This window comes from Peteryoungia wuzhouensis (assembly GCF_003205195.1).
Classification (GTDB): domain Bacteria; phylum Pseudomonadota; class Alphaproteobacteria; order Rhizobiales; family Rhizobiaceae; genus Allorhizobium; species Allorhizobium wuzhouense.
Genome location: NZ_QJRY01000007.1, coordinates 184,703 through 203,912, shown reverse-complemented (window position 1 = coordinate 203,912; position 19,210 = coordinate 184,703). Strand labels below are relative to the sequence as shown.

Sequence of the window (19,210 nt, the reverse complement as noted above, 5' to 3'; positions counted from 1 at the left end):
AACTCAAGGGTCTACAAACATCTCTCTCAAGGGAAGGGTGGGGTGATGAACGAGAAAGTCGAGAATCTAATTCTGGAGCACCTGCGCATCATGCGCACCGACATCGCTTCGTTGAAGGAAGAGATGGTTGGAATGCGCTCCGAAATGCGGGCTGTGAAGCAGTATATGGCTGGGTTCATGACCGACGAGACAAGACAGGATGGCGAGATCGCGGAATTGAAGCTGCGTCTCGACCGGATCGAAAAGCGGCTCGAATTGAGCGAGGGTTAACCAGGCCGGTGCGCGCTGCGCAGGGCCTGTGGACCGTGTATCCTCGGGACAAGCCCGAGGATGACGAACAGGAAAAGATGCGCCCATCGGGCGCAACAGGAAACGACAGGCGGCCCTTGAACCGCCCGATGGACAGGAAGACAGACATGCTTGAAATCAGAAACCTCCATGCCCGCATCGCCGAAGACGGCACCGAAATCATCAAGGGTCTGAACCTGACCGTAAAGGCCGGCGAAGTGGCTGCCATCATGGGCCCGAACGGCTCCGGCAAGTCGACGCTGTCCTACATTCTCTCGGGTCGCGAAGACTATGAAGTGACTGAAGGCGACATTCTCTACAACGGCGAGAGCATCCTCGAGCTCGACCCGGCCGAGCGCGCCGCAAAGGGCATTTTCCTGGCCTTCCAGTATCCGGTCGAAATCCCGGGCGTCGCCACCATGCAGTTCCTCAAGGTCGCGATGAACTCGCAGCGCAAGGCGCGTGGCGAAGCGGAACTGACGACGCCGGACTTCATCCGCCGCGTCAAGGAAGCGTCGGCGGAGCTGAAGATCAATCCTGATATGCTGAAGCGTCCGCTGAACGTCGGCTTCTCCGGCGGCGAAAAGAAGCGCGCCGAGATCCTGCAGATGGCGTTGCTCGAGCCGAAGCTCTGCATCCTGGATGAAACCGACTCTGGCCTCGACATCGATGCGCTGAAGATCGTCGCTGACGGCGTGAACGCCCTGAAGCGTCCGGACCGCGCGACCGTCGTCATCACCCACTACCAGCGCCTGCTCGATTACATCGTGCCGGACAGCGTGCACGTTCTCTACAAGGGCCAGATCATCAAGTCGGGCGACAAGTCGCTGGCGCTTGAGCTGGAAGCCAACGGCTATGCCGATATCACGGGGCAGGCTGCCTGAGTTCGGCAGAGTTTGAAGGAGTTGCACCGATGACTTTGCAAGCGGCCAACCGGCTCACCGCAGCCGAGACCCAGCTCATCGACGCCTATACCAACCAGATCGGCAGCCTTCCGGGCGATGGCGCCGTTTTGCTGAAGCGTGACGGCCTGTTCGACGGACTGAAGCGCCAGGGGCTGCCGACGCGTCGCGTCGAGACCTTCCACTATACCGACCTCAAGGCGCTCCTGCGTGCACTGCCCGCGGACGAACCGCAGGCCGTTGCCAAGTCTGAGGCACCGATCGTCAATGACGGTACGGTTCTGCGCATTCTGCAGGGCGCGGCGGAAACGCCGGCCAATCTGCCGGAAGGGCTGACGGTCGAACTCTACCGCGAAGCGCTGTCAAGCGGCGCTGCTGCCGAGGGTCTGACCGCCTTCAACAGCGATGACACGATCGGCCGCATCAACGGCGCCTTCGTTCGTGACGGCTACGCTATTGCTGTTGCCGCCGATACCGTGATTGACCGTCCGGTGGAGCTGCAGTCGGTTCATGCGGCCGGCCAGCTGCATCTGCGTTTCCCGGCGACCTTCGGCAAGGGTTCGAAGGCAACGGTGATCGAACGCCATATCGGCCAGAGCGGTTCCGCTGCTTTGGCCACGGTCGTTGCCGACCTGAAGCTCGACGAGGGCGCCGAGATCACCTGGGTCATCGTCCAGGGCGAAGGTGATGCCGACAGCCATCTGGGCCAGATCCGCGCCGAGCTCGGTGCGGACTCAAAATTCCGGCTGTTCGTCATCAATGCCGGCGGCAAGCTGGTGCGCCAGGAAGTGCATGTGAAGACGGTTGGCGAAGGCTGCGACTTCACCCTGCGCGGCGTCAATCTGCTGGGCGGCGACACCCATACCGACGTCACCATGACGCTCGGCCATGACGTGCCGAACACCACCTCGACGGAAATCATCCGCAACGTGCTGTTCGACCGCGCCAAGGGCGTGTTCCAGGGCATGATCCGGGTGGCCCCGGATGCCCAGAAGACCGATGCGCGCATGGCCTGCAACACGCTGCTGATGTCCGACGATGCCGAGTTTTCGGTCAAGCCCGAGCTCGAAATCTTCGCCGATGATGTGCAGTGCGCCCATGGCGCGACGGTTGCCGACATCCACAAGAGCCATCTCTACTACCTGATGTCGCGCGGCATTCCGGAAAAGAAGGCGCGTGGCCTTCTGGTCAACGGTTTCGTCGCCGAGATCGTCGAGGAACTGGAAGACGAAGCCCTCGTCGAAGCCCTGGAAGAGATCATCACCGACTGGCTGGAGCACCATGGCTGACACGATCGCGGCACGGACAGGGTATGACGTAGACGCCATCAGGCGGGATTTCCCGATCCTGTCGCGCGAGGTCTATGGCAAGCCACTGGTCTATCTCGACAATGCCGCTTCGGCCCAGAAGCCGAGACAGGTCATCGATGCGATCGCGCACGCCTATTCGAATGAATATGCGAACGTGCATCGTGGCCTGCATTTCCTGTCCAATGCCGCGACGGACGCCTATGAAGCGGCGCGCGAGAAGGTGCGCCGTTTCCTGAATGCCCCCTCGATCGACGAGGTGATCTTCACCAAGTCCTCCACCGAAGCGATCAACACGGTCGCCTATGGCTGGGGCATGAAACATATCGGCGAGGGCGACGAGATCGTGCTCTCGATCATGGAGCACCACTCCAACATCGTGCCCTGGCATTTCCTGCGCGAGCGCAAGGGTGCCAAGCTTGTCTGGGCACCGGTCACCGATGACGGCGCCTTCGACATGGAAGCCTTTGTCGGCTGCCTGACCGAGCGCACCAAGCTGATCGCCATCACCCATATGTCCAACGCGCTTGGTACCGTCGTTCCGATCAAGGAAGTCTGCCGCATTGCCCATGAGCGTGGCATCGCTGTCATGGTCGATGGCAGCCAGGGCGCGGTGCATACGCCCGTCGACGTCCAGGATCTCGGCTGCGACTGGTATGCCATCACCGGCCACAAGCTCTATGGTCCCTCCGGCATCGGCGTGCTCTGGGGCAAGATGGACCGCCTGCGCGACATGGACCCCTTCATGGGCGGCGGCGAGATGATTGTCGAAGTCTCCGAAGACCGCGTCACCTATAACGAGCCGCCGCATCGCTTCGAGGCCGGCACACCGCCGATCGTTCAGGCGATCGGGTTGGGCTACGCGCTCGACTATATGGAAGCGCTTGGCCGTCAGAACATTGCCGCGCACGAGGAAAGCCTGCGCGCCTATGCGCATGAGCGCCTCTCCGCGATCAATTCGCTCAAGATCATCGGCAATGCACCGGGCAAGGGGGCAATTTTCTCCTTCGAACTCGCCGGCATCCATGCCCATGACGTCTCGACCATGATCGATCGTCGCGGTGTCGCCGTCCGCGCCGGAACCCATTGCGCCCAGCCGCTGCTCGCCCGCTTCGGCGTGACCTCCACTTGCCGCGCCTCCTTTGGTCTCTATAACACACGGGAAGAAGTCGATGCTTTGGCCGACGCGCTGGATTATGCGCGCAGCTTCTTCGCCTGAGGAATGAACACCATGAGTGACACAGAAACCAAGCCTGATGTCCGCGAGGGCATCATCAACACCGCGATCCCGCCGGAAGAAGTGGCGCGCCTGTCGGATGATATCGTTGCGGCGCTGAAGACCGTCTATGATCCGGAAATCCCGGCCGACATCTTCGAACTGGGATTGATCTACAAGATCGACATCGAAGACGACCGCACGGTGAAGATCGTCATGACCCTGACGGCACCCGGGTGCCCGGTTGCCGGCGAAATGCCGGGCTGGGTCGAAAATGCTGTCGGTTCCGTTGAGGGCGTCTCCGGCGTCGAGGTCGAAATGAGCTTCGATCCGCCATGGACCCCCGACCGCATGTCCGAAGAGGCGCAGGTCGCCGTCGGCTGGTATTGATAGGCCGCCCAGGCCTCTCTACATTCAAGGCACAAGAAACGCCGGACCTTGAACCCGGTTGTGGATGGAGATTATGCCGATGGCCTTTCAAGTGATGTCGATGAGCGAAGCGGCGGCTGCCCGCGTCAAGGCAATCGTCGAAAATTCGGGTCCTGATGCCAAGGGCATCCGGGTCGGGATCAAAAAGGGCGGTTGCGCCGGGATGGAATATACCATCGACCTGGTCACCGAACCCAACCCCAGGGATGACCGGATCGAGCATGATGGTGCGACGGTGTGGATCGATCCGGCCGCAGTTCTCTACCTGCTGGGCACCGAAATGGGCTTCGAGACAACCACGCTGCGTTCCGGGTTCACCTTCCACAATCCCAATCAGACGTCGGCCTGCGGCTGCGGCGAATCGGTCGAACTGAAAGCGGCCGATCTTGCGGAACTGGCCCGTCAGCGCGAAAGCGCCTAAGCGAAAAGGCGGCCCCTTCACCCATGACGCCCGGCTGTGTCCGGGCGTTTTTTGTTGCTGGTCCCGATGGGGGAAATCTTCGCTAACTTTCGAAGCGTTCCGCAAATTATCTTGATTTAACTTTATGAACGTTATATTTTGCGGAAATGGAAAAGATTGACCGCAAAATAATCGATATGCTGGGTGAGGATTCCCGCCGCTCTCTGGCGAGCATCGGTGACGCCGTCGAGCTGTCGCCATCGGCGGTGAACGAGCGGATTCGCAGACTGGTCGCGACCGGTGCTATCAGGCGGTTCACGGTGGAAGCTGATCCGGCGGCGATCGATCTGCCCGTCACGGCCTTCGTACTCGTCGCATTGAACTACGATGCCGGTGAGGACACATTCAGATCCGTCATCGCGACGCATCCGGCCGTTCTGGAATGCCATCACGTCACCGGCAGTTGGTCTTACATGCTGAAAATACGTGCGGCGGACCTTGCCGGCGTCGAAGCCTTTTTGGGGGACCTCAAGATCCGCCGCTTCGTCGCCCGCAGCGAGACGATGATTGCCTTGTCGACGGTCTGCGAGCGCGGTCTTCCTTTGGCAGGAGGGTGAGATGGATCCCCTGCTTTTTGCGAAAGGCCTCGTGCTTGGCATGGCAATCGCCGCGCCGCTTGGGCCGATCGGTGCGCTTTGCATCAACCGGACCCTGGAGCGTGGCTTCTGGGCAGGGGTTGCCGGCGGGTTGGGCACGGCGCTGGCCGACGGCGTTTACGCAGCCCTCGCTGCTGCAGGCTTTACCGCGCTTTCAGGCGTCCTGGCTGCGATCGAGTGGCCACTGCAGGTCGTCGGCGGCCTGTTTCTGCTCTATCTCGGCCTGCAGGGCTTGAAACCGCGTGCCGATGTTTCGGCCGCCTCTGTCGGTTCGAAAGGATTGGTGGCCACGACAGCCGCGACCTTTCTGCTGACCATCGCGAATCCGGCGACCATCCTCTCCTTCGCTGCAATCTTCGCCGGCCTCGGACTTGCGGCCGGAGAGGGCGGTTGGGCTGCAGTCATGCTTGTGGTTGGTGTTTTCCTCGGCTCGCTCGCTTGGTGGTTTTTCCTGAGCGGCGCGGTAAGCTTGATGCGCAAACGTCTCCCGCAACGGTTCACGCTGATGGTTGCACAGGTTTCTGCGGTGATCCTGATCGTGTTCGGTGTGCTGGCGCTCGGTCTGGCCTTGCGCAGCATGCTCGCCTGATACGGCGAAGGTCACGCCTGGCTCGCAGTCAGTCGCGCTTGATGCTCATCAGCACGTCCCACATGTCGGCACCGGTTTCCCAGACATTTGCATTGGCCTTGAAGGCGATTTCGCTTTGAAGAAGAGCCATCGCCTCCTCGGCAAGATCGACATTCGAGCTGCCTGCGAAGGTGTCTGCACCCGAGGGGGCGACGGATGCCCGCACTCCGCCGCTAGCCTCGCTCGAAAACGCAGTCGTCCGTCGATCGTAAGCGGGGGTAAGTGCATTGGCGACATTGCTCGCCGCAGCGGTCACCCGTGTTTGCTGGGCCTGCATGCCCGACAACGAAATGCTCATGACGCTGGAAAGGCTCATTAGGCGACCCTGGGTGATGATGGACCAAGGCAGATTAGGGTCTCTGGATGAGGAAATGCTGAACAACCGTGGTTTCCGCTCTGTTGCAGGCGAATATCGGAATGATCGGATTTGGCACGGACGACGAGAAGACAAGAAAAACCCGGCGCTGGGGCCGGGTTTCTGATGCAGCGAGATGTCAGATCTTATTCGATGATCTGAATGATCTGGCGGGTCTGTGGATCAACAATCACACGACGGTCGTTGATGACCGTGTAAGAATAGTTCTCATAGCCATCGACCGGATAGAGTTCGACGGGATCGTCGATGACACGTCCGATCAGGACGTCACCTTCGTAAGGCACGGAGCGCACTTCGCGCTGCATGACATAGGTTTCGACGGGTGCCGGAACGACAATCGTCGACTGGGTGGCCACCGGGGCCTGCTGGATGATGACAGTTTCCTGCGCATTGGCCGACGCTGCGAGCGTCATCAGTGCCGCTGCACCAGCGAGGATAAGAGTATTGCGCATGTCTGTTCTCCTGTGTTGAGCAGCAGAAGAACGGCCAATGCGTCATTCCGTTCCATCACAGTGATTGTCAGACCGTCACGACAAATGAAGAACGCCGCCTCAACGGCGGCGTTCCTGTGTCGATACTGGGGCCGTTACTCGGCGGCTTCCGCATAGGCTTCCATAGGCGGGCAGGTGCACACCAGGTTGCGGTCGCCATAGACATTGTCGACCCGGTTGACCGAAGACCAGTACTTGTCGACGCGGAAGGCGCCTGGCGGGTAGCAGGCCTGTTCGCGGCTGTAGGGACGATCCCACTGGCCGACGAGGTCTTCCACCGTATGCGGCGCATTCTTCAGCGGGTTGTTGGCCTTGTCCATCCGGCCTTCCTCGATGTCGCGGGCTTCCTCGCGGATCGCCAGCATCGCTTCGCAGAAACGATCGATCTCGGCCTTGGTCTCCGATTCGGTCGGCTCGATCATCAACGTGCCCGCCACCGGCCAGCTCATCGTCGGCGCATGAAAGCCGCAGTCGATCAGACGCTTGGCGACATCGTCGACGGTGACGCCGGCCGAGGCCTGCAATGGCCGGGTGTCGATGATGCATTCATGCGCCACGCGACCGGAGGCCGAGGTGTAGAGCACGTCATAGGCGCCCTTCAGCCGTGCCGCGATGTAGTTGGCGTTGAGGATCGCGACCTTCGTCGCCTGGGTCAGACCTTCACCGCCCATCATCAGGCAGTAGGACCAGCTGATCGGCAGGATCGACGGCGAGCCGTAAGGGCCGGCCGAGACCGCGCCTGGACGACCATCGGCCGAGACATGCCCCGGAAGGTAAGGCGCGAGATGCGCCTTGACGCCGATCGGTCCCATGCCAGGACCGCCGCCGCCATGCGGAATACAGAAGGTCTTGTGCAGGTTGAGGTGGGAAACATCAGAGCCGATGTCGCCGGGACGGGCGACGCCGACCATGGCGTTCATGTTGGCGCCGTCGAGATAGACCTGGCCACCATGCTGATGGGTGATCTCGCAGATCTCGCGCACCGTCTCCTCGAACACGCCATGCGTCGAGGGATAGGTGATCATGCAGCAGGACAGGTTTTCTGCATGCTGTTCCGCCTTGGCGCGGAAGTCGTCGAGATCGACGTCGCCGTTGTCCTTCGACTTCACCGGCACGACCGTCATGCCGACCATCTGGGCGGAGGCCGGGTTGGTGCCATGGGCCGAGGTCGGGATCAGGCAGACGGTGCGGTGCGTATCGCCCCGCGACAGGTGATAGGCGCGGATCGTGAGAAGCCCCGCATATTCCCCTTGCGCGCCGGAATTCGGCTGCATCGAGATCGCGTCGTAACCGGTCACCGCGCAGAGCTTTTCCGAGAGATCGTCGATCATCTCCTTGTAGCCGAGTGCCTGATCGGCCGGCACGAAGGGATGGATGTCGGAGAATTCCGGCCAGGTGATCGGCAGCATTTCGGCTGTCGCGTTCAGCTTCATCGTGCAGGAGCCAAGCGGGATCATTGCACGGTCGAGGGCCAGATCGCGGTCGGAGAGCCGGCGGATGTAGCGGGTCATCTCGCTTTCCGCGCGGTTCATGTGGAAGATCGGATGCGTCAGGTAATCGCTGGTGCGCAAGAGATCCTTGGGCAGGCGGTAGTCCGCTTCGAATTCCGAGACCGAGAAATTTCCACCGAAGGCGCGCCAGACGGCCTCGAGTGTGGCCGGACGGGTGCGTTCATCGAGCGCGATGCCGACCTTGGTCTCGCCGACCTTGCGCAGGTTGACGCCTTCCGCGACAGCCGCGCGCATGACCAGACCCTGCATATGGCCGACCTCGACGGTGATCGTGTCGAAGAAGGTTTCCGGCTCGATGGTATAGCCGAGCTTTTCCAGCCCCTTGGCCAGCAGCACCGTCTTGCGATGCACCTGCTGGGCGATCGCCTTCAACCCCTGCGGACCGTGGAAGACGGCATACATCGAGGCCATGACGGCAAGCAGAACCTGCGCGGTGCAGATGTTCGACGTCGCCTTTTCGCGGCGGATATGCTGTTCGCGGGTCTGCAGCGACAGGCGATAGGCGCGGTTGCCGCGCGCATCGACGGAGACGCCGACGAGACGACCCGGCATGGACCGCTTGATCGCGTCCTTGACCGCCATATAGGCCGCATGCGGACCGCCGTAACCGACCGGCACGCCGAAGCGCTGGGTCGAACCGATGGCGATGTCGGCGCCCATTTCGCCGGGTGATTTCAACAACAGCAGGGCGAGAATGTCAGCCGCAACAGCCGCGAGGGCACCGGTCTGGTGCAGCCGGGCGATCAGGCCGGAGAAATCGCGCACATGCCCATGCGTGCCCGGATACTGGAAGATCGCGCCGAAGACTTCGGTCGGGTCGAGATCGGTGAAGGGGTCGCCGACGGTGACCGTCCAGCCGAGCGGCTCGGCGCGGGTCTGGATGACGGCGATGGTCTGCGGGTGGCAGTCCTTGTCGACGAAGAAGCCGGTCGCCTTGGTCTTGGCGCTGCGCTGGCAGAGCGCCATGGCTTCGGCAGCAGCCGTTGCTTCATCGAGCAGGGAGGCATTGGCCACGTCCAGGCCGGTGAGATCCGTCACCATGGTCTGGAAGTTGAGAAGCGCTTCCAGGCGGCCCTGGCTGATTTCCGGCTGGTAGGGCGTGTAGGCCGTGTACCAGGCCGGGTTTTCCAGGATGTTGCGCTGGATGACCGGCGGCGTGATGGTGCCGTAATAGCCTTGGCCGATCAGCGAGGTCAGGACCTTGTTCTTGTTCGCCGTCTCGCGCAGCTTGTCGAGCGCCTCGCGCTCTGTCATCGCCGCACCCCAGGTGAGCGGCACCTTCTGGCGGATCGAGCCGGGAACGGTATCGTCGATCATCTGATCGAGCGAGTGATAGCCGATCACCTTCAGCATATCCGTCATTTCGGCCGGCGAGGGGCCGATATGGCGCCGATTGGCGAAATCGTAGGGATCGTAATCCGTGAACTGGAATTCCGTCGTCATTACGCAATCAGCTCCTTGTAGGCGGCCTCGTCGAGCAGCGCGTCGGCTTCAGCCGGATTGGCGAGCTTCAGCTTGAAGAACCAGGCAGCCCCTTCCGGATCGGAATTGACCAGCGAGGGGTCGTCAACGATCGCCTGGTTGATCTCGACCACTTCGCCATCGAGCGGGCAGTAGACGTCGGAGGCCGCCTTGACGCTTTCGACGGTCGCAGCGCTTGCGTCCTTCTTGAAGCTTGTGCCTTCTTCCGGCAATTCGACGAAGACGAGATCGCCGAGCTGGCCTGCGGCATGGGTGGTGATGCCAACGGTCGCAACGCCGTCTTCAATCTTCAGCCATTCGTGTTCAGCGGTGAATTTCAACATGGTTCTCTCCGGAGATTTTTTCAGCGTTTGTAGGTGGGGGTGACGAAGGGAAGGGCGGAGACGGTCAGGGCCAAGAACTTACCGCGCACCTCCGCAAAAACCTGGCTGCCGGGTTCGGCCATCTGGGTTGGCACATAGCCCATGGCGATGGGGCCTTCGGCGCTGGGGCCGAAGCCACCCGAAGAGACGTGACCGATCTCGGTCTTGCCCTCGGCATCGGCAAACAGCCTGGCCGGCGGGCGGACCGGGGCCTTGCCCTCGGGCTTCAACCCCACGCGGCGGCGGGAAACGCCATTGTCGAGTTCAGCGAGAATGCGGGCCGACCCTGGAAAACCGCCTTCGCGGGCGCCACCTGAGCGGCGGACCTTCTGGATGCCCCATTCGATCGAGGCTTCGACCGGCGAGGTGGTCGTGTCGATGTCGTTGCCATAAAGGCAGAGTCCGGCTTCGAGGCGCAGCGAATCACGGGCGCCGAGCCCGATCGGCTGGCAGTCCGGCTGGCTGAGCAGGGCCTTGGCAAGATCGGTTGCCCGGTCGGCCGGCACCGAGATTTCGAAACCGTCCTCGCCGGAATAACCGGTGCGCGAGACGAGGGCAGGGATGTCGCCCAGAGACAGTTCACGCACATCCATGAACTTCATGGCGGTGACATCGGCATTGAGTGTCGCGAGAACGGCTTCCGCTTTCGGCCCCTGCAGGGCAAGAAGGGCCCGGTCGTCATGCACAACAACCTGCACACCTGCAGGAAGCTTTGCCCTGAGATGGGCGATATCGGCATCCTTGCAGCCGGCATTGACCACGACAAGCAGCCGGTCGCCCAGCCGCGAGATCATCAGGTCATCGAGGATGCCGCCGTTTTCGTCGGTGAAGAAGCCGTAGCGCTGGCGACCGTCCTTGAGGCCGAGGATATCGACCGGAACGAGCGTTTCCAGCGCCTTGGCGGCATCATCATAGGTGCCGGAGGCGGCGACGAGTTCGACCTGACCCATATGGGAGACGTCGAAAAGGCCGGCGGCGGCCCGGGTGTGAAGGTGTTCCTTCAACACGCCGGCCGGATACTGCACCGGCATGTCGTAGCCGGCAAAGGGCACCATCTTGGCGCCAAGCGATACGTGGAAATCGTAAAGGGGGGTGCGTTTCAGTTGGGTCTGATCGTCCAAGACGTCGCCTCCGGGTTCGCGCTCACGCGCTTGCTCAAGTCTGGGCACGGTTGTGCCGGTTCATGAGCCCCCTCTGTCCTTGTGCCTGAGATTGTTATCCCTTCGGCTTGGTCCGCTTTGGAAACGGGCCTCTCTCCAGAGTGCAGTCGACGCCTTGTGGTCCTTTTGCCTGAGAGTTTCCGGGGCGGTTGCTCCTTCGGCACCGGATTGAACCGGCTTCTCCCAACAAGGTGTGATGGCATTATCTGGCAGTGGGGCAGCTTGGCAAGGGGCTGCGTCGCTCTCGAACAAATAATTGTCGCTGGGGCGTCCTGCGCACCTCTGCCTATGTCTCCGAAAGGTTGCAGGGTGCCGCGTCATCTCGCCGCTTGGCTTGGCGTGCGCATCGCGATAAAGCAATGATCCGAACGGGGACGACGATGAAGCCAACACGAAAGACAGCGACGATGATCTTGCGCATTCTATGCGCCATGGTCTTCCTGTCTGTCGGCTTTGCCCATCGCATGCCGACGGCAACGGCAAGGGAGGTGCTTTCGGTCGCCTATAGCCTGCCCGATGGGACCTTCGCCGATCTCTGCATTGCCGACGACGCGAAGAAGCATGCCAATCCTTCAGGGGATTGCGAAGCCTGCCGTCTTGCGGGTGCCATTCTTCTGCCGTCGCCGCCGGATCATGCCTGGCTTCTCAGCAGCTTTGCCAGCCTCGGCGCAGTTAAGGCACCAGAGCCGCCGGTACGCTCCGCCCATCTGCTCGACCGTCCGCGCCTGCGCGGGCCTCCACTCTCCGCCTGATCCTTCGCAACACATCAATCGAACAGAGGATCGCCGCAGGACGCACATGCGTCGCGGTACGGAGAATAACCATGAAGATCAAATTGCTTGCCGCCACCAGCCTCGTCGCCCTCGCTTCGGCCGGGTCCGCGTTTGCTCACGCCACCTTTGCCAATGCACCGGTTGCCGTCGGATCCTATGTCGCCGCCACCCTGCAGGTTCCGCACGGTTGCGATGGCAAGGCCACCAATGAAGTCCAGATCAAGCTGCCGGAAGGCTTCATCTCCGCCAAGCCCATGGTCAAGCCGGGCTGGGAGATCGAGATCATCAACGGCGACTACCAGAAGAGCTACGATAACCACGGCAAGGAAGTGAAGTCCGGTCCTGTCGAGATCCGCTTCAAGAACGGTGAGCTGCCGGACAATTTCTACGACACCTTCACCGTCTACGGGAAGGTCGCGGCCGGTGATCCGGCAACGGGTCTCGCATTCCCGACCGTTCAGCTTTGCGGTGCGGACGGCAAGGTCGCCTGGGACCAGATCGCAGCGCCCGGTCAGGATCCGCACGAACTCGACGGACCGGCTCCGGTCTTGAAGCTCGTCGCCGCCGAGGCCGATGCCCATGCCGGTCACGGTGCCCATGCCGGCCACGGCGATCAGGCTGCTGCCGCCGATGCGCATGGCGCCCATGCCGGTCACGATGCCCATGCGGGCCATGGTGACCACATGGCGGCAACCGATCCAGGCGGCTTCCAGCCCGTGAGCCTTGGTGATCTCGACCTGACCACAGGCTTCATCAAGGCCATGCTGCCCGGTCAGCCGGTCGGTGGCGGCTTCATCACGATCACCAACAAGGGTGGGAGCGACGACCGGCTTGTATCCGCGGCATCGGACCGCGCCGGCGAGGTGCAGCTGCATGAAATGGCAATGCAGGGGGATGTCATGAAGATGCGGCAGCTGCCGGACGGCATTCCTGTCCCGGCCGGCCAGACTGTCGAACTGACGCCTGGTGGGTTGCACATGATGTTCTTCAAGGTGGCCGAGCCGTTCCAGGAAGGCCAGTCGGTCACGGTGACGCTGACATTCGAAAAAGCTGGCAAGGTCGACGTCGTGCTGCCGGTCGGGCCGGCCAAGGCCAAGTGATCCGCTTCATCAATACCTGACACAAAATGGAGCCGCGGCCGGAAACGGTCGCGGTTTTCTCGTGTTGGCTTGACGACGGTTTGCGGTCAGGCGACCGAGTTCTTGTAGGCCTCGATCGTGTCCTTGAGGGTCGCCTGTTCCAGGCGCTCCTGGCTCGCTGTGAGGAAATACAGGGCCAGCGCCGGAGGCTGGACCACGCTGACGAGAGCACGAATACGAGGGTCGTCGCCGCGGGCGGCCTTTTCAGCAAGCACCCGCGTATGGTCCTCGACATAGGAGGCGCGTGACACGCGCTGCGGCGGTTTGATCGGCTCCATCGCATAAGCGGCGGTATGGGCAGAGACTGTGACAACCTGTGTCATGGGTGTGTTCCGCAGAGTACATAACGACATTAGAATAAACTACGGGTATATATGCATCTTTAAGTCGAATTATGGTCTTTGAATAAAACTATAACGAACCAAAGGCCGCCTTTCGAGAGCGACGGACGCCGCAATTTGCGGCAGATCAAGGCGCCGGGCGCGCCGTGGGGTAGGATCTCCACAGTCCCTCACAGCAAGGAGCCGGGCCATGATCATTCTCGTCGGATATGCTTCCGTGGAAGGCCAGTCACGCAAGATCGCCGAGCGGGTGGCGGCGGAAGTTGAGGCTGCCGGAGACCGGGCTCTGCTGTTGGATATCGGGCTGGGCGGAGAATATGCCCTTGGTCATCCCGAGGCCGCCATCCTGTGTGCGCCCATTCATGCCGCCCGTTATCCTGCAGCCTTCGTTGCATTCGTCCGCCAGGAAGCCGAGTGGTTGAACAGCGTTCCCTCCGCCTTTATTTCCGTCACCCTGCTGATCCGCAGCGAACTGGAAGAGGAACGCCAGGAGGCGCAACATTTTCCCGACGGTCTCTTGTCCGAAACCGGCTGGAAGCCGGCGATGGTGCATAATGCCGCAGGGGCGCTGCGCTACAGCGAGTATGACTTCTTCAAACGCTGGATGATGAAGCGCATGGCCGCGCAGGAAAAGGCGCCCACCGACATCCATCACGATCACGAATTCACCGACTGGACGGCGCTTCGCCGTTTTGTCGCGGACTTCCGCGTGACTGCAAGGACTTGACGACGGGCCTCGCAACGGCTTGAACCGGTCCATTGCTCACGTGCCGGAGGCCGCCTTGTTCCATATCCTGCTTGTCGCCATCGGCGGGGCGATCGGTTCGGTCGCCCGGTATCTCGTCGGACTCGGCATGACCCGACTGATGGGCTTGTCCTTTCCCTGGGGCACCCTCACGGTCAACATCGTCGGTTCGTTTGCGATCGGCATTCTGACCGAACTCGTCGCCCGTCGCTTCGATGCCTCGACCGAACTGCGGCTGCTGCTGGTTGTCGGCGTTCTCGGCGGCTTCACCACCTTTTCCTCCTTCTCGCTCGACACCATGGCGCTGATCGAGCGCGGCGCGACGGCTCACGCCTTTGCCTATGTCGGCGCGAGCCTGATCCTTGCCCTGGGCGCAGCCTTTGGCGGGCTTCTGCTCGGTCGCAGCCTGTTCTGAGGCGCCGATTTCATTTCTGCTTTCCCTTCCGGGCCGAAATCAACTAAAGGCTCCGGACAAAGGGCTCTGCCCGCTTGCAGAATGAAAGAACCCAGATGGCTGGCATCGAACATATCACCGTGGAGGCAGACGAGGCCGGCATGCGCCTCGACCGCTGGTTCAAGATCCACTATCCGGGTCTCGGCTTCGGTGCCTTGCAGAAACTCCTGCGCTCCGGTCAGGTGCGTGTCGATGGCGGCCGCGTCAAGTCCGACGCCCGGGTTCAGCCCGGCCAGGTGGTGCGTATCCCGCCGATGGAAGTGGACGCCAAGAAGACCGGACCGATGTCCAGTCACGACCTGAAGCATGGCGACGACCATGAACTCCTGTCGCGCATGCTGCTGCACGAGGACGAAAAGGTCTTCGTGCTCAACAAGCCGGCCGGTCTCGCTGTCCAGGGGGGCTCCGGCCTCAACCGCCATATCGATCAGATGCTTGAAGCCTGGACCAGCAAGAAGGGCGAGAAGCCGCGCCTGGTGCATCGCCTGGACCGCGACACCTCGGGCGTGCTCGTCGTCGCCCGCACGCGCGGCGCCGCCCAGAAGCTGACGGCCGCCTTCCGCGAGCGCGACACCAAGAAGATCTACTGGTCGCTGGTGAAGGGCGTGCCGCGCAAGCACGAGGACAAGATCTCGACCTGGCTCACCAAGGACCAGACCGACGAGGGCGACCGCATGCGGGTCTGCAAACATGGCGAGGAGGGCGCCGATCACGCGGTGACTTATTACCGTGTTGTCGATACCGCCGCTCAGAACCTCGCCTGGCTGGAAATGGAGCCCTATACGGGCCGGACTCACCAGTTGCGTGTCCACGCGCTCCATATCGGGCATCCGATCATCGGTGATCCCAAATACTTCATCGACGACCACAATTGGGATTTCCCCGGCGGCATCCAGAAGCGTCTGCACCTGCATGCACGCTACATCGACCTGCCGCATCCCAATGGCGGACGGCTGAAGGTGACCGCACCTCTCTCGCCGCACATGGTGCAGAGCTGGAACCTGCTCGGCTTCGACCAGCGCGACGGTGACAGGGACGCCGAATGAAGCTTGTTCTCTTCGATTGCGACGGCACGCTGGTCGACAGCGCCGGCCTGATACATGAGGTTATGCGCCACACCTTCCGCGATTTCCAGAAGCCCGAACCGGCCTTTGCCACGACCAAGTCGATCATCGGCCTGACGCTCGACATCGCGATAGCCCGTATGGATGGCAAGCCGCATGCCGACGATGAGGCGGTTGCCATGGCGGCGCATTACAAGGCGATCTTCGCAGAGGTGCGCCGCACGTCCGGCTTCGGCGAGACTATGTTCGACGGTATCCGCGAGGTCCTCGACACGCTGATCGCGCGCGAAGATATCTGGCTGGGTGCCGTCACCGGCAAATCACGCCGTGGCCTCGAAATGATTCTTGAAGGCCATGGACTAAAACCCCATTTCCTGTTCTGCCGCACCGCGGACGACTGCCCGTCCAAGCCGCATCCGGCGATGGTCAACGAATGCTGTGACGAAGCCGGCATCGTGCCGCGCGAGACGATTGTCATCGGCGATGCGGTGTACGACATGCAAATGGCAAAAGCCGCTGGCGCGACAGCCATCGGGGTTGGCTGGGGCTACGCCGCGGTCGAGGATCTCTGGAACGCCGGTGCCGATGCCGTCGTCGAACGGCCGGCCGACCTTCTGGCCTATATTCACTAGGAGCACTTCATGCGCGACGAGCTCGACAAGGACATTTTCGGCACCTTCGTTCCGGAGCACAGCCACGAGGATCCGGTACGCCGTGCCCAGATCCAGATGAAGCGGCCGCTGCCGAAACGGTTCTACAAGGATGCTTCCATTGCAGAAGGGCTGGAGGGCTTCTCTGTCCTGCTCGACGGCAAGTTGGTGAAGACCCCGGCCAAGAAGGCGCTGACCCTGCCGACGCGCGAGGCTGCAGAACTGGTCGTGGCAGAATGGGCCGCTCAAGGTGAGCATATCGACCCGGCCAAGATGCCGATCACCAAGCTCGCGAATACCGCCATCGATGCGGTTGCCATCAGTCTTGATGACGTCTTCGACGAGATCGTGCGTTTTGCCGGAAACGACCTTCTTTGTTACCGCGCCGATGCGCCGAAGGAGCTGGTCGAGCGCCAGGCAAAGAGCTGGGATCCGGTGCTGGCGTGGATTGCCGCCGCCCACCAGGCCCGCTTCATTCTCGTCGAGGGAGTGATGCACCAGGCACAGCCAGCCGCAGCGATTGCGGCCTATGCGGCCGCGCTCAACGCCTATCGTGAGCCGTTTCGGATTTCCTGTCTGAATGTCGTGACCACTCTGACCGGGTCGGCCGTTCTCGCGCTCGCCTTCGCCGAAAGCGCATTCGATCTCGACACTGTCTGGGCGCTTGCCCATGTCGATGAAGACTGGACCAGTGAACACTGGGGCAGCGACGAGGAGGCCGAAGCCCGCCGCGAGGCGCGTTACGCGGAATACGCGGCCGCCGCCGCATTGTTTGCCGCCCTCGACCCGGCAATTTAACTTTGCGCTAACCATGATGGGCCGATGCTCTGGCGGGAAGAATCACCGCCGGAGTCGTCATGACAGTTCGTCGTCTGCGCACCGCAATCGCGTTTGGGCTCGTGCTGTGCCTTGTCTCCTGTGCGAGCATCCAGGCTCGCATGTTTCCCCGGCCGCTGGTCTACTATGTTCGAAACGTCACCGTGATGGCTGACGCGCGCATGCCGCTCGATCTCATAGCCGGCGTTGACGCACGCGTGTCGGCGGCCATTGCTGCCACCAATCCGCCGCCGGGCGCCGAGCGTGTCGTGTTGATGGTCAAGATCGACCGTCTGGACAACGGCGAAGGCGCGCGCCGGCGCCTGGAGCGCGCGCATGTAAGCGTGATCGCGACCTCCGTCGAGACGGGCGACCCGGTCGCAGAAGGTCGATATGTCGTCAACGCTCCGACCAACGACCCGCGCTTTGCGCGCGCGTTGCTTGCCGAGGAAATTGCCGCGCGCATCCGCTTCGACTTTTCGCTTGCCCATCCCATGAAGCGCATAGTCGCGGTTCGCCCCGAGATTTCGACGCGCCTGAAGACCGATCCGGAGGTTCAGGGGACGTTGCCGTCACCGCCGGTGTGGGCAGCCGCAAGGCCGGCTGCTCCGGTCGCCGTGATTCCTGCCAAACCCTTGCCAGCACAGGCTCCCAAGCCGGCGCCTGAAGAGATGGCGGCTCCGCCTGTCGTCCCGACGGCAGCGCCCCAGCCGACCGCATTCCCCGCCCAGCCGGCCCGTGCTGCGGCGGAAGTGAAATCCGGCACCACGGTCGAGCAGGGTGCACGCGGCGCGGTGCGTCTTGGCACCGGTTGCGACCCGACGATTGCCAGCGATTGCCTTACGCCCAAGCCGTGATTTCGGGGCTTGGAGCTTGACGTTTTTAACGCTGGCCGATGCCGCTGCCGCGATTGACTTGGGGAGGGCCCGCGCCTAATCCTAGTCGCGGATGGTTTCCGGACGGCAGACAGGCCGCCTGGGAAGCAAAAGGGAATGCGAAGGCCTGGACCCATCCAGGGCAAGCCGAACGCAGCCGACCCCGCGACTGTATTGCAGTGAGGGTCTTCCATCCTGCCTTTTGAGATCGATGGCGACGGACCGCACGGTGCGGTCGGCCGTCGTTTCGCGGAGGTGGGAAAAGCCACTGGAGTGGCGACTCGAATAGCCGGGGCTGGACGCCTCTTTCTCTACGAATCGTCCGCCTCTTCGTGTCGCAAAAACTCCGGGAAGGTGAGGAAGACCCGCTGGCATCCGTGCCACGACCTGCGAGCCAGGAGACCTGCCATCCGTGACGGGCATAACGCCCACCTGGGGAGCAATCCCCGTTGCCAACACGGAGGTTGTCTTGGCGACGTTTGAGACATGCGGACCCTCTGGGTCCCGCAGGGGGCTCACGCCGTTTGGGCGCGGCTTCTCTGCAAAGGCGGATCCTGCGGCACCCGAGGGGTGGCATCAGTGCGCGCCGCTGCATGGAGGCCTCTGCGCTCCATGACGACATCCCATTCCCGATCCATCCTTGTTCTCGGCGGCGCCCGATCCGGCAAGTCTCATTTTGCCGAAACCATGGCGCGCGACACTGGCTTCGACCGTGTCTATCTCGCAACCGGCCGCGCTTGGGACGACGAGATGCGCGCCCGCATCGAAACACACAAGGCCGACCGTGCCGATGGTGGCTGGACGACCCATGAGGAGCCGCTCGACCTGATCGGCGCTCTGAGGGCGCTCGACCGACCCGGCCGCGTCATCCTTGTGGACTGCCTGACGCTGTGGGTCACCAATCTGATGATGGAAGAGGGCCGTGACGTCGACGCAGAAGGTGCAGCACTCGCAGCCATGCTCGCAGAACTCCAGGCGACCGTCATCTTCGTCTCCAATGAAGTCGGCCTCGGCATCGTACCCGAAAACAGGATGGCCCGTGCCTTCCGCGACCATGCCGGCCGTCTCCACCAATCGATCGCCGCGCAAGTGGCTGAAGTCTATTTCGTCGCGGCCGGACTGCCGCTGAAAATGAAGGGTTGAAC

At 62.2% G+C, this 19,210-nt stretch carries 23 protein-coding genes and 2 riboswitches; of the genes, 17 read left to right on the top strand and 6 right to left on the bottom strand.

Translation table 11 applies throughout. The features are described from left to right. Nucleotides 1–45: 45 nt before the first annotated feature. The 8 genes from DMY87_RS18670 (at nucleotide 46) to DMY87_RS18635 (ending at nucleotide 5,787) form a co-directional block, all read left to right on the top strand. The gene (locus DMY87_RS18670; protein WP_110793155.1) at nucleotides 46–270 is read left to right on the top strand and encodes a hypothetical protein; all 225 of its coding nucleotides are present in this window, start codon (nucleotides 46–48) and stop codon (nucleotides 268–270) included. Between the two features lie 146 nt (nucleotides 271–416). Next, nucleotides 417–1,172 (top strand): Fe-S cluster assembly ATPase SufC, encoded by a 756-nt coding sequence (gene sufC, locus DMY87_RS18665; protein ID WP_102019889.1) that lies wholly within the window; start codon nucleotides 417–419, stop codon nucleotides 1,170–1,172. Between the two features lie 29 nt (nucleotides 1,173–1,201). Further along, a complete protein-coding gene (gene sufD, locus DMY87_RS18660) occupies nucleotides 1,202–2,479 on the top strand; it encodes a Fe-S cluster assembly protein SufD (protein ID WP_110793154.1) in 1,278 nt (425 codons plus the stop codon). Next, nucleotides 2,472–3,716 (top strand): cysteine desulfurase, encoded by a 1,245-nt coding sequence (locus DMY87_RS18655; RefSeq protein ID WP_110793153.1) that lies wholly within the window; start codon nucleotides 2,472–2,474, stop codon nucleotides 3,714–3,716. Before sufD ends, DMY87_RS18655 begins: the two co-directional genes overlap by 8 nt. Nucleotides 3,717–3,728: 12 nt before the next feature. Then, nucleotides 3,729–4,103, top strand: coding sequence for an SUF system Fe-S cluster assembly protein (locus DMY87_RS18650; protein ID WP_054160022.1), 375 nt, complete (start codon nucleotides 3,729–3,731; stop codon nucleotides 4,101–4,103). 79 nt (nucleotides 4,104–4,182) lie between these two features. Beyond that, nucleotides 4,183–4,563 (top strand): Fe-S cluster assembly scaffold SufA, encoded by a 381-nt coding sequence (sufA, locus tag DMY87_RS18645; protein ID WP_110793152.1) that lies wholly within the window; start codon nucleotides 4,183–4,185, stop codon nucleotides 4,561–4,563. Nucleotides 4,564–4,709: 146 nt separating this feature from the next. Then, nucleotides 4,710–5,159: an Lrp/AsnC family transcriptional regulator gene (locus DMY87_RS18640; RefSeq protein ID WP_110793151.1), complete on the top strand. Its 450-nt coding sequence runs from the start codon at nucleotides 4,710–4,712 to the stop codon at nucleotides 5,157–5,159. A gap of 1 nt (nucleotide 5,160) precedes the next feature. Continuing rightward, entirely contained in the window at nucleotides 5,161–5,787 is a 627-nt protein-coding gene (locus DMY87_RS18635; RefSeq protein ID WP_110793150.1) for a LysE family translocator, read from the top strand. Between the two features lie 28 nt (nucleotides 5,788–5,815). Here the strand turns inward: DMY87_RS18635 and DMY87_RS18630 are convergent, their stop codons facing one another. From DMY87_RS18630 to gcvT, 5 genes are all read right to left on the bottom strand, one after another. Next, nucleotides 5,816–6,142 carry a flagellar basal body rod C-terminal domain-containing protein gene (locus DMY87_RS18630; protein WP_110793149.1) on the bottom strand — a complete coding sequence of 109 codons (327 nt, stop codon included), beginning with the start codon at nucleotides 6,140–6,142 and terminating at the stop codon, nucleotides 5,816–5,818. A gap of 185 nt (nucleotides 6,143–6,327) precedes the next feature. After that, nucleotides 6,328–6,654: a DUF1236 domain-containing protein gene (locus DMY87_RS18625; protein ID WP_110793148.1), complete on the bottom strand. Its 327-nt coding sequence runs from the start codon at nucleotides 6,652–6,654 to the stop codon at nucleotides 6,328–6,330. A gap of 134 nt (nucleotides 6,655–6,788) precedes the next feature. Continuing rightward, a complete protein-coding gene (gcvP, locus tag DMY87_RS18620; protein ID WP_110793147.1) occupies nucleotides 6,789–9,647 on the bottom strand; it encodes an aminomethyl-transferring glycine dehydrogenase in 2,859 nt (952 codons plus the stop codon). Further along, nucleotides 9,647–10,009 (bottom strand): glycine cleavage system protein GcvH, encoded by a 363-nt coding sequence (gene gcvH, locus DMY87_RS18615; RefSeq protein ID WP_110793146.1) that lies wholly within the window; start codon nucleotides 10,007–10,009, stop codon nucleotides 9,647–9,649. Before gcvH ends, gcvP begins: the two co-directional genes overlap by 1 nt. A gap of 20 nt (nucleotides 10,010–10,029) precedes the next feature. Continuing rightward, a complete protein-coding gene (gcvT, locus tag DMY87_RS18610; protein WP_110793145.1) occupies nucleotides 10,030–11,169 on the bottom strand; it encodes a glycine cleavage system aminomethyltransferase GcvT in 1,140 nt (379 codons plus the stop codon). 147 nt (nucleotides 11,170–11,316) lie between these two features. Then, a riboswitch (glycine riboswitch) is annotated at nucleotides 11,317–11,405 on the bottom strand. A 183-nt stretch (nucleotides 11,406–11,588) separates the two neighbouring features. On the opposite strand from gcvT, the gene DMY87_RS18605 reads away from it, so the two are divergent. After that, nucleotides 11,589–11,960, top strand: coding sequence for a hypothetical protein (locus DMY87_RS18605; protein ID WP_133253040.1), 372 nt, complete (start codon nucleotides 11,589–11,591; stop codon nucleotides 11,958–11,960). Nucleotides 11,961–12,031: 71 nt separating this feature from the next. Further along, nucleotides 12,032–13,081: a copper chaperone PCu(A)C domain-containing protein gene (locus tag DMY87_RS18600; protein WP_110793143.1), complete on the top strand. Its 1,050-nt coding sequence runs from the start codon at nucleotides 12,032–12,034 to the stop codon at nucleotides 13,079–13,081. A gap of 86 nt (nucleotides 13,082–13,167) precedes the next feature. Here DMY87_RS18600 and DMY87_RS18595 read toward each other — a convergent pair whose 3' ends face one another. Next, nucleotides 13,168–13,443 (bottom strand): hypothetical protein, encoded by a 276-nt coding sequence (locus tag DMY87_RS18595; protein WP_110793142.1) that lies wholly within the window; start codon nucleotides 13,441–13,443, stop codon nucleotides 13,168–13,170. 208 nt (nucleotides 13,444–13,651) lie between these two features. Here DMY87_RS18595 and DMY87_RS18590 point away from each other — a divergent pair, with 208 nt between their 5' ends. The 7 genes from DMY87_RS18590 (at nucleotide 13,652) to cobU (ending at nucleotide 19,208) form a co-directional block, all read left to right on the top strand. Next, on the top strand, nucleotides 13,652–14,188 hold the full coding sequence (locus DMY87_RS18590; RefSeq protein WP_110793141.1) for a flavodoxin domain-containing protein: 537 nt from the start codon (nucleotides 13,652–13,654) through the stop codon (nucleotides 14,186–14,188). 55 nt (nucleotides 14,189–14,243) lie between these two features. After that, complete coding sequence (gene crcB / locus DMY87_RS18585) at nucleotides 14,244–14,621, top strand: fluoride efflux transporter CrcB (RefSeq protein WP_110793140.1); 378 nt, start codon at nucleotides 14,244–14,246, stop codon at nucleotides 14,619–14,621. Between the two features lie 95 nt (nucleotides 14,622–14,716). Next, entirely contained in the window at nucleotides 14,717–15,706 is a 990-nt protein-coding gene (locus DMY87_RS18580; protein ID WP_110793139.1) for an RluA family pseudouridine synthase, read from the top strand. Further along, nucleotides 15,703–16,356, top strand: coding sequence for an HAD family hydrolase (locus DMY87_RS18575; RefSeq protein ID WP_110793138.1), 654 nt, complete (start codon nucleotides 15,703–15,705; stop codon nucleotides 16,354–16,356). The genes DMY87_RS18580 and DMY87_RS18575 overlap by 4 nt, the downstream gene beginning before the upstream one ends. Nucleotides 16,357–16,365: 9 nt before the next feature. After that, nucleotides 16,366–17,172, top strand: a complete 807-nt coding sequence (locus DMY87_RS18570; protein WP_110793137.1) for an ATP12 family chaperone protein — start codon at nucleotides 16,366–16,368, stop codon at nucleotides 17,170–17,172. Nucleotides 17,173–17,231: 59 nt separating this feature from the next. Continuing rightward, the gene (locus DMY87_RS18565) at nucleotides 17,232–18,047 is read left to right on the top strand and encodes a hypothetical protein (protein WP_110793136.1); all 816 of its coding nucleotides are present in this window, start codon (nucleotides 17,232–17,234) and stop codon (nucleotides 18,045–18,047) included. Nucleotides 18,048–18,122: 75 nt separating this feature from the next. Continuing rightward, a riboswitch (cobalamin riboswitch) is annotated at nucleotides 18,123–18,490 on the top strand. Nucleotides 18,491–18,677: 187 nt separating this feature from the next. Next, nucleotides 18,678–19,208: a bifunctional adenosylcobinamide kinase/adenosylcobinamide-phosphate guanylyltransferase gene (gene cobU / locus DMY87_RS18560; protein ID WP_110793135.1), complete on the top strand. Its 531-nt coding sequence runs from the start codon at nucleotides 18,678–18,680 to the stop codon at nucleotides 19,206–19,208. The last annotated feature ends 2 nt before the right edge of the window (nucleotides 19,209–19,210 follow it).

Coding starts and splice junctions, on each gene's coding strand:
- DMY87_RS18670 (WP_110793155.1), top strand. CDS start 46: ATGAACGAGAAAGTCGAGAATCTAATTCTGGAGCACCTGCGCATCATG.
- sufC (WP_102019889.1), top strand. CDS start 417: ATGCTTGAAATCAGAAACCTCCATGCCCGCATCGCCGAAGACGGCACC.
- sufD (WP_110793154.1), top strand. CDS start 1,202: ATGACTTTGCAAGCGGCCAACCGGCTCACCGCAGCCGAGACCCAGCTC.
- DMY87_RS18655 (WP_110793153.1), top strand. CDS start 2,472: ATGGCTGACACGATCGCGGCACGGACAGGGTATGACGTAGACGCCATC.
- DMY87_RS18650 (WP_054160022.1), top strand. CDS start 3,729: ATGAGTGACACAGAAACCAAGCCTGATGTCCGCGAGGGCATCATCAAC.
- sufA (WP_110793152.1), top strand. CDS start 4,183: ATGGCCTTTCAAGTGATGTCGATGAGCGAAGCGGCGGCTGCCCGCGTC.
- DMY87_RS18640 (WP_110793151.1), top strand. CDS start 4,710: ATGGAAAAGATTGACCGCAAAATAATCGATATGCTGGGTGAGGATTCC.
- DMY87_RS18635 (WP_110793150.1), top strand. CDS start 5,161: ATGGATCCCCTGCTTTTTGCGAAAGGCCTCGTGCTTGGCATGGCAATC.
- DMY87_RS18630 (WP_110793149.1), bottom strand. CDS start 6,142: ATGAGCCTTTCCAGCGTCATGAGCATTTCGTTGTCGGGCATGCAGGCC.
- DMY87_RS18625 (WP_110793148.1), bottom strand. CDS start 6,654: ATGCGCAATACTCTTATCCTCGCTGGTGCAGCGGCACTGATGACGCTC.
- gcvP (WP_110793147.1), bottom strand. CDS start 9,647: ATGACGACGGAATTCCAGTTCACGGATTACGATCCCTACGATTTCGCC.
- gcvH (WP_110793146.1), bottom strand. CDS start 10,009: ATGTTGAAATTCACCGCTGAACACGAATGGCTGAAGATTGAAGACGGC.
- DMY87_RS18605 (WP_133253040.1), top strand. CDS start 11,589: ATGAAGCCAACACGAAAGACAGCGACGATGATCTTGCGCATTCTATGC.
- DMY87_RS18600 (WP_110793143.1), top strand. CDS start 12,032: ATGAAGATCAAATTGCTTGCCGCCACCAGCCTCGTCGCCCTCGCTTCG.
- DMY87_RS18595 (WP_110793142.1), bottom strand. CDS start 13,443: ATGACACAGGTTGTCACAGTCTCTGCCCATACCGCCGCTTATGCGATG.
- DMY87_RS18590 (WP_110793141.1), top strand. CDS start 13,652: ATGATCATTCTCGTCGGATATGCTTCCGTGGAAGGCCAGTCACGCAAG.
- DMY87_RS18580 (WP_110793139.1), top strand. CDS start 14,717: ATGGCTGGCATCGAACATATCACCGTGGAGGCAGACGAGGCCGGCATG.
- DMY87_RS18575 (WP_110793138.1), top strand. CDS start 15,703: ATGAAGCTTGTTCTCTTCGATTGCGACGGCACGCTGGTCGACAGCGCC.
- DMY87_RS18570 (WP_110793137.1), top strand. CDS start 16,366: ATGCGCGACGAGCTCGACAAGGACATTTTCGGCACCTTCGTTCCGGAG.
- DMY87_RS18565 (WP_110793136.1), top strand. CDS start 17,232: ATGACAGTTCGTCGTCTGCGCACCGCAATCGCGTTTGGGCTCGTGCTG.
- cobU (WP_110793135.1), top strand. CDS start 18,678: ATGACGACATCCCATTCCCGATCCATCCTTGTTCTCGGCGGCGCCCGA.